Below are 11600 nucleotides of genomic sequence, written 5' to 3' on the forward strand. Positions count from 1 at the left end.
ATGGGTAGCATTTGTGGAATTTATAATTTTGATGAAAAAAAAATAGTAGATAAAAAAATACTTAAAAAAATGTCTGATAAATTAAAACATAGAGGGACTGATAAAGAAGGATACTATTTAAATAGAAACATAGGTTTTGGGCACAAACAATTTATGATTGGATACGAAAGTAGAGAACAACCAATAAGTAATGAAAATGAAACAATTTGGATTGTTTTAGATGGAGAAATATATAACTATGTTGAACTAAGGGAATTTTTGATTAAAAAAGGGCATAAATTTTCAACAAAAAGTGATGAAGAAGTGATAATTCATCTTTATGAGGATTATGAAGGAGAATGTCTACAATTTTTAAGAGGTATGTTTGTAATTGCTATATGGGATGAAAGAAAAAAAAGATTATTTATTGCAACTGATAAAATAGGACAAAAAACATTATATTATATCAATAAGGATGGAAAATTTGTTTTTGCTTCTGAAATAAAAGCACTTCTTGAATTTCCCGAATATGAAAAAGAAATAAATTTTGAAGGGATAAATTATTTATTTGCCTATGAATGGTGGATTCCTTGGCCCTATACTTCTTTTAAAAATATTTATAAAATGCTCCCTGCAACTTACTTTATGATTGAAGGGAACAAATTAACAGAAAAGAAATATTGGACTCCTGATTTTATAAATAAAACAAAAAAGAAGGAAAAAGAAATTATTGATGAACTTTATAACTTAATTGATGAATCTGTTAAAATAAGATTGAGAAATAATATACCAGTTGGAGCATTACTTTCTGGGGGAGTTGATTCAAGTGGTATTGTTGCTTTTATGAGTAATTACCTTTCACATATTAAAACTTTTACAATTGGATTTAAAAATAAAGAAAAACTAAATCAGGAATTTTTAAGAGCAAGAGAAATTTCCGAAATGTTTAGGACGGAACATTATGAAGTTTTGTTAACAGATGAAGATTTAATTGAAAATATTCCACAACTGGTAATAAACCATGATGAACCTTATGTTTGTATAACTGGGTTATATACATATTTTCTTACAAAATTTATAAAAGAGAAGGGTATATCATTAACTTTAAGTGGAAACGGGCCAGATGAGATTTTCTGGGGATATTCAAGCGGAGTTGATTTGAAAATAAAAAGTATTGTTAATGGGATTGCTAAATATGTTCCTGATGAAATCTTGAATATATTTCCTAAATTTCTTCTCCCTAAAAATATTCAAATAAGAATAGAAAACTTAAAGAAACCGTTTTCCATTAAGTTATCCGAAGGAATAAACAAAAAGTTTGAAGAAAATACTTTTGGACTATTCAAGAAAAATTTTCCTAAAATTAATAAAAACTATGGATTGCTTGCTAAAGAATATTTTTCTGAAGCAGAAGGAAAAACTGATTTAATAACCGCTTATAGTTATACTGCTTTAATGCTAACTTATGCCTTTGGGTTAACAATTCAGCCCAATCTTGATGGAATGGCAAATACAGTAGAAATCAAATCTCCTTTTTTAGACCAGAAAATAATTGAATTTGCCTTTTCCCTTCCATTAGAATATAAAGTTAAAGGGTTTACGCCAAAAGGATGTAAGTATATTTTCAAAAAAACAATGGAAAAAAAATTGCCAAAGAATTTATTATATGCAAAGAAACTTGCTTTTGGGACAGACATTAAATGGGAAAAATTAATTGTTGAAAAATTTGGTGAAAAAATAAAAGCAGAGGTTCTAAATGGATGGTGGGTAAAAAACAATTTTTTTTCAAGAGAATACATTGAAATGCTATTTTCTAAAATGCCAGAGACAAAAACATCATTACAAATCTTGCGTCTTTATACACTTGAATTATGGTATAGAATCTATTTTAAAAAATGAGAAAAGAATATTTATTAAAATTTAAAGACCAAATAGAAATCTGGGATGAAAAATGGAATACTGCTGAAATAGAAAAAGAAATTTATGAAGCAAAAAATTCTCCCATTGCTGATATTATAAAAATTTTCTTACCTTCTCAAGGAAAAATTCTTGATGTTGGTTGTGGATTAGGTGGATATTTAATATGGCTAAAAAGCGAGGGATTTAATATATATGGAATTGACTTTTCAAAGGAAGCAATCAGGCGGTTAAAAATTTATAATCCATCTTTGGATGTTGAAATATCTGATTGCGAAGCATTACCATTCTCAGATAATTATTTTGATGTATATATCTCTCTTGGTGTATTAGAACATATAGAATCAGGTTGTTTAAAAGCACTGAAAGAAGCAAATAGAGTTTTAAGGGATAATGGAATAGTTATTATAAGTGTTCCCTTTTTAAATTTATATAGGTTGATAAAAGATTTTTTTATTTTTAAATTAATGGGAAAAGAAAGTTATGTTTTAACTAATGTAGAAGAAAAAAATATAGTGTTTTACAGGAGAAAACTTTATAAAGAGGAGAAAAAATATAGTTTTTTTCAATATTATTTTTCTTTATCAGAAATAAGAAAACTCCTCAAAAAATCTCAATTTAATATTATTCTCTGGACTCCTTATTCAGTTTTACCCGGTATTTTAGAAATAAAATTATTTCAAAAATTATATAAAAAGTTTATTTTAAGTAAAAGTAAAGAAAACCTGTATAAAATAAAAAGAATAGAAAATTCAAAAAAAATTAATAATAAATCAATAAAAAAAAGAAAATTTTATTTTATTCTTGCTAAACGATTTTATAAACTTCTCTCATGGGAAAAGAGCAAAAATTTATTAGAAAAAAATATATTGAATATCTTTAGACATATTTTTGGACACATGATTCTCATTATTGGGGTAAAAAATGATAACTAAAAGAGAAAACAAATATATTAAATCGCGTTTGTCACTACCATGGATAGAATATATAAAAATTTATACATCCCTAAAAGGGAAAAAAATTTTAGATGTAGGATGCTGGAATAAATGGTTATTTATATAATTCAGGAAATATAGAAGAATTTATAGAAAAAGTGGAATTTTTTATAAAAAATAATAATTTAAGAGAAAAAATTGGAAAAGCCAATAAAGAAAAAATTATTAAGAATTATAACTGGATAGAAAGTGCAAAAAAATTAAAAACTGTTTACGAGAAAATTCTATGAGAGAATCAATAAAAGTTGCAAAATCAAGTGCAAAACTCGTATCTGCTGAATTCATAAATATCATATTTGGTATTTTCTATTTTTTAATTATTACAAGAACTTTTTCAAAAATTGAGATGGCTACTATTGCAATTATGGGAGTTATAACAAATATCTCTGCTGTCATTATTGGCTTCGGGATGCATGCAACAAGTGTAAAATTGATACCTGAACATTTATCAAAAGAAGAAAATGAAAATGTTTCTGAAATCTTACAAATTGCTTATATATTGGTAATTTTTGCTTCTATTTTTTTTGTTTTTTTTACTTTTCTTTTTTCATCTCAAATTTCAAGCATTTTTTTTAAAAGTCCATCCTATTCTAATTTAATAAAAATAATCTCGTTTTCAATTTTTACCAATAAATTATATGAAACATCTTTTCATAATTTAACTGCATTTCAAAAGTTTACAGAAATAAGTTTACTTCAAATAATGAACAATGTTTTTGTTAGAATATATGCTCTTTTTCTCTATTTTTCAAGTGGAATTGAAGGATATTTAATAGGACTTATAACAGGACAATTTATAATTTCAATTTGTATGATATTTTTAACAAAACAATACCTATTTAAAAAAATTAAAGAACACAATTTCAAAAAAATTCTTAAATTTTCATTTCCTTTTTATCTAAATGGATATATTGGATATGGAGCAAATCATGCTGATTCTCTTATAGTAAGCATTTTTCTTTCCCCTTCCTTAATTGCTACTTATTATGTTGTAAGGAGATTTATTGACTATCTTGAAATTTTTATTACTTCTATTCTTACTCCTTTATCTCCTAAAATGGTTGAAATGAAAAAAAATGGAAAAGAAACATTAGAAAAAATTTTCTATAAATCAACAAGGTATTTATCTTTTATTTTAATACCAACTTGCCTTTTTATGATTTCTATTTCCTATTTCCTATTGGATATTTATGGGAAAGGAAAATATTTAAGTGGATTACCTATTTTAATAATTCTTAGTTTAGGTATGATTTTTAATGGTTTTTATCTACTTTTGAGAGGAACTATTTTTGTTTGTAGTAAGCCAATTGAAACTACAAAAGTAGAATTGTTTAAGGCGTGTATAAATATTTTACTTCCGTTAACTTTAATAAGAAAATTTAATATTCTTGGAATTAGTTGTGGTAAATTTATTTCTTTATTTACTTCTGTTTTTTTCGCATATTATATTGGTAAAAAATTATTAATATTAAAATTCGATTGGGAAAATATAAAAAAATCTTTTTTAATTTCTTTTTTCTCCGTCATTTTAATCGTAATTTTACAAATTTTATTTTACACTCCATTTTGGATGATATTATATATTTGTGTAGGAATAACAGTTTTCTCCCTTTTATTTTTTAAATTCACTACACAAGATGAGAAACTTTTTTTTAAAGAGATACTTTTGAAATGGAACAATTAGTAAGTATTATACTCCCAGTTTACAATGGAGAGAGATTTATAGAAAGAGCAATCAGAAGTGTATTAGCACAGACATATAAATATTGGGAGTTGATAGTTATTGATGACGGTTCTACTGATAAAACAAGTGAAATTGTCAAAAGATATTTAAATGAAAAAGTAAAATATCTTTATCAGAAAAATTCAGGTGTGAGTATAGCAAGAAATAAAGGTATTGAAATATCTAATGGCGATTATATTGCTTTTTTAGACTGCGATGATGTATGGAAACCTGAAAAATTACAAGTTCAATTATCAAAATTTATGGAAAATTATAATGTTGGACTTATTTATACAGATGTTTTTATAGTTACTGAAAGGGGTAAAATTCTCGGGAAGTTTTCTCAATTTAATTATCCTTACTCTAATAAAGTTACTAAAAAATTATTTTTGCAAAATTTTATATGTACATCATCGGTGATAATGAATAAAGAAATATTAAAAAAAACAGGACTTTTTGACCCAGATATTAAAATAGGTGAGGATTATGATTTGTTTTTTAGATTAAGTTTATATACAAATTTTTATTATGTTGATAGTCCACTATTATACTATCAAATATCGGAAAAAGGTCTATCAAGAAACAAAATAAAAATGTGGGAAGAAAATATTAAAATTTTAGATAAATGGTTAAAGAAATATCCAGAACTTACCAAAATTCTTGGGACTAAAACAATAAAAGAGAAGAAATCAAATCTTTTTATTTTGTTAGGAAAAGAATATTTTGAAAATGGGAAATTTAATCAGGCACAAAAAACGTTTTATAAAGCAATTACATATAAGAAAAATATAAAAGGAATATCTTTATTTTTACTTTCTTTTTTAGGTAAATTTGGTAAGTTTTTACTTTCTTTAAAACAGAGGGTTTTAAAATGATTTATTTTATTATTAGAGATTTTTGGGGAAAAGGGGGAACTGAAAAGGTTGCACAAACTCTTGCAGAAAAATTTTATAAAAAAGAAAAGAAAATTAAAATTATTACTTCTGGCAAGAGGATATTTAGAAAAAAAATATGGAATGAGATTATTGTTATTGAATTATTTTCACCTAACATAAAATATATAGGAACGCTTTTTTATTATTTCTTCCTTACTACTTATCTATTTTTGACAATGAGACAATATAAAGTAATTTTAGTATTTTTCCTTAAACACAGCGCTTTTATTTCAATTTTTATTTCAAAAATATTGGGAAAAAAAGTAATATGTCGGATTGCTGGTACAGGAAAATATGGAGATATTCAAACACTCAAAAAAATTAAATTTCATCAAATTCTCCTATATATATTGAGAAAAGCAGATAAATACATTACACTAACTGAATGTATGAAAAAAGAACTATTAGAAGAAAAGTTTGATCCTAAAAAAATAGAAATTATCCCAAATGGAGTAGATATTAAAAAATTTAGACCTCCTGATAATAAAGAAATTCTTAAAGAAAAAATTGGTATAAAAAAGAAAAAAATTCTGGTATTTATAGGACGACTTTCAGAAGAAAAAGGATTAAAAATTTTACTTAAAGCAATTAAAAATGATATTTTTAAAAATACACTTCTTTATATTGTTGGTAAAGGATATTTGGAAACAGAACTTAATGAATTTGTAAAAACGAATTGTATTACTGACAGAGTAGTTTTTACTGGTTTTAAACAAGATGTAGTCCCTTTTTTACAAGTTGCAGATGTTTTTGTTCTTCCTTCTATTTCAGAAGGGTTTTCAAATGCACTGCTTGAGAGTATGGCAACAGGACTTCCAGTTGTTGCAACAAAGGTAAGTGGCAATATTGATATAATTGAAAATGGTATAAATGGATTTTTAGTAGAACCAGAAAATTCAGAAGAATTAGCAAAGGCACTTGAAAAAATTTTAAAAGATGAAAACTTGGCAAGAAAAATGGGGGAAGAGAACAGAAGAAAAATAGTTGAAAATTATTCTATTGATAAAATTGTTGAGAAATACATTGCTCTTTATAATAACTTAATATCAAAAAGTATAATTAAACAAAATTAAAAGAGAAGGGTTTTAAAAATCTTTTGGGAGAAAATGTTTATTTGAATTTTTGTTTCTAAGGATGTATAATTAACAAAAATGTTAATTTTATATACCGAAAATGAAATATATAAAGATTAGAGAACTTAAAGAAAAAATTTATTTTACAACAAACGAAATCGCTGAATATCTTGGAATAAAAAAAGAATCGGCAAGAGTTCTTTGTTCAAGATATTCTAAAAAGGGACTAATTATAAGATTGAAAAGGGATTTATACATTTTAAGAGAAAAATGGGAAACTCTTTCTATTGAAGAATATTTTAATATTGCAAATATATTCCAAGTTCCATCTTATATTTCTTTAATGACTGGTTTATATTATCATCAGATAACTACACAGGTCCAAAGAAGGTTTTATGAAAGTATATCTTTGAAGAGAAGTATATGTTTTAGTATAGAGCAAACTGAATTTCATTATTACAAGATAAACCGAAAATTTTATTTTGGATTTTTTAAAAAAGATAAAATTTTTATTGCAGAAAAAGAAAAGGCATTTGTTGATATTCTTTACCTTACTTCTCTTGGAAAATATAAGTTTGATGTTTCATCAGTCGATTTAAGAAAACTTAAAAAAAATAAAATTGAAAAAATTCTTAAAATATATCCAGAAAAAACAAATAAAATATTTATAAAAATATGGAAGAGTTAATACAGCAAGAAAAATTTGAAATAGAAGTACTTGAATATCTGAATAGTAAAAAGTATTTAGATAAAATGATATTTGTAGGTGAAACAATGTTAAGATTGTGTTATGGATTGAATAGATTTTCAGTTGATCTTGATTTCTGGATAATTAAAAAAATAAAATTTGATAAATTTTTTTTGGACTTGAAAAATTTTCTAGAAGAAAAATATATTATTAAAGATTGTGCCAATAAATTCTCCACAATTCTTTTTGAAATTAGTTCTTCCGAATATCATAGAAATTTAAAAATTGAAATTAGAAAAGAAATTAAAAAAATTAAATATGAAAAAGCAATTGCATTTTCAAAATTTTCTAATATTCAGGTTCTTCTAAATTCAATAGACCTCAATGATATGATGAAATTTAAAATAGAAAGTTTTTTAAGCAGGAAAGAAATAAGAGATTGTTTTGATATAGAATTTCTTTTTAAGAGAGGAATTCCAATTAACTTAAATGTAAAGCAAGCAAAATTACTTCTAAAAGAAATAGAAAAATTGAAAGAAAATGATTATAAAATAAAACTTGGGTCGATTATTGAAAGAGAGGTAAGAAATTATTATTTGAAAAAAAATTTTTATATTTTAAAGATGGAATTGATGAAAATCCTTATTACTTAAATTATAAAAATGAAAAAAATATGTTATGTTATAGGAACTCTGAAAGTTGGAGGAGCAGAAAAACAACTTTATTACCTTGTTAAGAATCTTGATAAAACTATGTTTTCTCCTGTTGTTATTGCTTTAAGAGGAGGAATTTTAGAATATGATTTTAAAGAAATATGTTCATTAAAAATTGTTGGTAAAAGGTGGAAAATAGACCCCCTTTTCTTTTTAAAACTTGTGCCTATTTTGAAAAAAGAAAAAGTAGATATTTTACACACTTTTATGTTCACTGCAAATACATGGGGGCGCCTTGCTGGAATTATTTGTAAAATCCCTGTTAAAATTGTTTCTGAAAGAAGTATTGACCTATGGAAAAAGAGTTATCATTTTTTAATTGATAAAATACTTGGAAAATTTACAGATAAAATTATATGCGTTTCAGAAGAAGTGAGAAATCATTATTTAAAGAAAACAAAATTACCTTCTGATAAGTTTATTGTAATTGAAAATGGAGTGAACTTACAGGAGATAGAAAAAGTTAAAGAGAAAAAAGAAATTAAAGAAGAATTCGGAATACAAGATGATGATTTTGTTATTCTTACAGGAGGAAGATTATGTAAGGAAAAGTCAATTGATTTTTTTCTTTCTATTGTTCCTGAATTAAAAAAGCAAATGACTAAATTAAAAATTTTAATAGTAGGGGAGGGTGAAGAAAAAGAGAACCTTTTTAATATAACTAAATATTTGAAACTTGAGGATAATGTTATTTTTACAGATTATAGAAGGGATATTTTAAGTATTATTAAAATTTCTGATTTAGTAGTTTTAACTTCAAAATGGGAAGGTATGCCAAATTTAATACTTGAAGGTATGGCATTAAAAAAGGCAGTTATTTCAACAAATGTAGGTGGATGTAAAGAAATAATCCAAAATAATGTAAATGGTTTTCTTATTGAATATGGAGATAAAAAACACTTGATTGAAAAGATATTATTTCTTTATAAAAATTCAGGTGAAAGAGAAAAAATGGGAGAATCTGGTTATAAAATCGTAAAAGAAAAATTTGATTTAATTGTGAAAATAAAAGAGTATGAGAAAATATATTCAAGTTTTAAAATAGGGAAAAATTAAAAATGAAAAATAAAATAATAATTTTTTCTGCTATTCTTTTGACTTTTTTAATCTGGATACCTTATATTTTCCCCTATTTTTCTAATGTTGACGAACCGGCATATTTTCTGAATGCTCTTTCAGTTTTTAAAGGTAATGTACTATATAGGGATGTTTTTGAAAATAAAGGACCCATCATGACTTTGATTTGTCTTTTTTTTATAAAAATTTCACCTGAAAATTATACTTTCCTTTTTCATTTAACACTGTTTTTACTGCTTTTTATAGAGTCAATTCTAATTTATAAAGTTTTAGTTAAATTAAAACTTAAAAATTTGGCAATTTATGGATTTTTCTATCCAGTATTTCTTTCCTTGTTTTATCCAGGAAATATGACAATAGGTGGTGAACCATTTATAAGTTTCCTTTTACTTATTATTTTTTATATTTTTTTACTCTTTCCCAATAAGATAATTCCAATTTTTGTTATTGGCTTATTATCAGGTATAATTGTTTTATTTAAACCATTTGGCATTTTTCTTATATTATTACTTATATTTTTAATCTATTACAAATCAAAAAGTATTAAAAAAATATCTCTTTTTGTTTTTGCTTCAATAGTTCCCTTATTATTTTTTCTCCTTTATATTTTTAAGTATCATATATTCCATGATTTTTTACTATGGGCTATTAAATACCCTGTTTTTCTTTCCAGAACAGTACCTACTTTAAAAGAGTGCTATTTTATTTTTCCTATGTTAGGAAGAATCTTTTTATTAATTCCATTTTTTACAGTTTTTGGGATATACGAAATTATTAAAAAAAACAAAAATAGAGAGGAAATTTATATAATTCTTTTTTTAATATTTACTGCTTTATGGGGTGCATTGCATGGTCTCCCTTTTCCACACCATTATAGATTATTATTTCCTTTTTTATTTATTATTTCTTTAATAGGATATTTCAATATTGTTTTTTCTCAAAAATTTCAATTGAAAAACATTCTCAATATTTTCATAATTTTCTCTATTCTTCAAGGATTTTTTTATTGGAATGGAATTGATTTTTACAAAAAATGGATAGAATTTTTAAGTGAGAAAAAATGGACAAAAGAATATGAAATTAAATCAAACAGTGAAATTTTAGAATTCTTAAATAAAAATACTTCTCCTGAAGATAAAATAGTTATTTGGGGACATAATCCTAAATTATATCTTCTGTCTAAAAGAGACCCTGGAACAAAATTTAAAGCATGGTTTGACCCAGTTATTGGAATTGTTTTTTACGATATTCACAAAATACAGCAATTTCCAAATGCCGAAGAATTATTTATTTTTGATATAAAAAGAAATAATCCAAAATATTTTATAGATGCTACAAAATGTAGTTCTATTGGCATACCATATTATTCAGTTGATAAATATTATAAAATATATGAATTTTTATTAAATAATTACAAAAGGATTAAAGAATTAAATGGCTATGTAATATACCAAAATAAAAAAAATGTGTGCAATATGTGGAATAATAAAAAATGAAGGAAAAGTAGAAGAAAAATTATTATTTGAAATGACCTGCCTTATGAATTATAGAGGGCCTGACGAGGAAGGATATTTTATAGAAGAAAATGTAGGACTTGGTCATAAAAGATTGAGTATAATTGACCTAAAAACAGGCAAACAGCCACTTTTTAATGAAGATAAAAAAATTGTTCTTATCTGCAATGGTGAGATATATAATTTTAAAGAACTAAGAGAAAATCTTGAAAAAAAAGGGCATAAATTCAGAACAAATTCAGATAATGAGGTAATTGTTCATCTTTATGAAGATAGGCAAGAAAAATGTATTGATTATTTAAGAGGAATGTTTGCTTTTGCAATTTGGGATAGTAATGAAAAACAATTGTTTCTTGTAAGAGATAGGTTAGGACAAAAGCCACTAATTTATAGTTTAGTTGGAAAGGATATTGTTTTTTCATCCGAAATTAAATCAATCCTGTTATATCCAGAAATAAAAAAAGAAATAAATTTAGAAGCATTAAGTGATTATCTTACCTATCAGGCAATCCCCTCACCAAATACAATTTTCAAAGATATAAAGAAAATTCCCCCTGCCTGTTATTTAATATGGAAAAATGGAAATATAAAAATTGAAAAATATTGGGATATTGATTTCACAAAAAAAAATTATTTTAAAAATGAAAACGATTATATGGAATTATTATGGGAAAATTTAAAAGAAGCAACAAAATTAAGATTAATTTCAGATGTTCCACTTGGTGCATTTCTTTCTGGTGGAATTGATTCTTCAACAATTGTTGGAATTATGAGTGAAATATGTGAGATACCTGTAAAAACATTTTCAGTTGGTTTTGATGTGAAAGAATATAGTGAATTAGAATATGCAAAAATTGTTGCTAAGAAATTTGGAACACAACACCATGAATTTATTGTAAAACCAGATATTATCAATATCTTACCAAAACTTGTCTGGCATTATAATGAACCCTTTGCCGATTCTTCTATGATTCCAACTTATTATG

The 11600-nt window shown here is 24.6% G+C and carries 12 protein-coding genes; all 12 read left to right on the top strand.

Annotated features, from left to right (window positions below):
• Complete coding sequence (gene asnB, locus PLW95_02385) at positions 1 to 1878, top strand: asparagine synthase (glutamine-hydrolyzing) (protein ID HOV21513.1); 1878 nt, start codon at positions 1 to 3, stop codon at positions 1876 to 1878.
• Positions 1875 to 2831, top strand: a complete 957-nt coding sequence (locus PLW95_02390) for a class I SAM-dependent methyltransferase (protein ID HOV21514.1) — start codon at positions 1875 to 1877, stop codon at positions 2829 to 2831. The genes asnB (PLW95_02385) and PLW95_02390 overlap by 4 nt, the downstream gene beginning before the upstream one ends.
• Positions 2821 to 2958, top strand: coding sequence for a hypothetical protein (locus PLW95_02395; GenBank protein HOV21515.1), 138 nt, complete (start codon positions 2821 to 2823; stop codon positions 2956 to 2958). Before PLW95_02390 ends, PLW95_02395 begins: the two co-directional genes overlap by 11 nt.
• A gap of 10 nt (positions 2959 to 2968) precedes the next feature.
• A complete protein-coding gene (locus PLW95_02400; protein HOV21516.1) occupies positions 2969 to 3121 on the top strand; it encodes a glycosyltransferase in 153 nt (50 codons plus the stop codon).
• Positions 3118 to 4575, top strand: a complete 1458-nt coding sequence (locus tag PLW95_02405; protein HOV21517.1) for an oligosaccharide flippase family protein — start codon at positions 3118 to 3120, stop codon at positions 4573 to 4575. The genes PLW95_02400 and PLW95_02405 overlap by 4 nt, the downstream gene beginning before the upstream one ends.
• Positions 4563 to 5489, top strand: coding sequence for a glycosyltransferase (locus PLW95_02410; protein HOV21518.1), 927 nt, complete (start codon positions 4563 to 4565; stop codon positions 5487 to 5489). Before PLW95_02405 ends, PLW95_02410 begins: the two co-directional genes overlap by 13 nt.
• Positions 5486 to 6622 carry a glycosyltransferase family 4 protein gene (locus PLW95_02415; GenBank protein ID HOV21519.1) on the top strand — a complete coding sequence of 379 codons (1137 nt, stop codon included), beginning with the start codon at positions 5486 to 5488 and terminating at the stop codon, positions 6620 to 6622. The genes PLW95_02410 and PLW95_02415 overlap by 4 nt, the downstream gene beginning before the upstream one ends.
• A gap of 100 nt (positions 6623 to 6722) precedes the next feature.
• On the top strand, positions 6723 to 7310 hold the full coding sequence (locus PLW95_02420) for a type IV toxin-antitoxin system AbiEi family antitoxin domain-containing protein (GenBank protein HOV21520.1): 588 nt from the start codon (positions 6723 to 6725) through the stop codon (positions 7308 to 7310).
• A complete protein-coding gene (locus tag PLW95_02425; GenBank protein ID HOV21521.1) occupies positions 7298 to 7963 on the top strand; it encodes a nucleotidyl transferase AbiEii/AbiGii toxin family protein in 666 nt (221 codons plus the stop codon). The genes PLW95_02420 and PLW95_02425 overlap by 13 nt, the downstream gene beginning before the upstream one ends.
• A 9-nt stretch (positions 7964 to 7972) precedes the next feature.
• Positions 7973 to 9079, top strand: coding sequence for a glycosyltransferase (locus PLW95_02430; GenBank protein HOV21522.1), 1107 nt, complete (start codon positions 7973 to 7975; stop codon positions 9077 to 9079).
• Positions 9080 to 9081: 2 nt separating this feature from the next.
• On the top strand, positions 9082 to 10596 hold the full coding sequence (locus PLW95_02435; protein ID HOV21523.1) for a hypothetical protein: 1515 nt from the start codon (positions 9082 to 9084) through the stop codon (positions 10594 to 10596).
• Positions 10565 to 11600 (top strand): asparagine synthase (glutamine-hydrolyzing) (gene asnB, locus PLW95_02440; protein ID HOV21524.1); only part of this gene is annotated, 1036 nt, incomplete at its 3' end. The genes PLW95_02435 and asnB (PLW95_02440), both read left to right, overlap by 32 nt.

The organism is bacterium, assembly GCA_035370465.1.
In the GTDB taxonomy this organism is placed as follows: domain Bacteria; phylum Ratteibacteria; class UBA8468; order B48-G9; family JAFGKM01; genus JAGGVW01.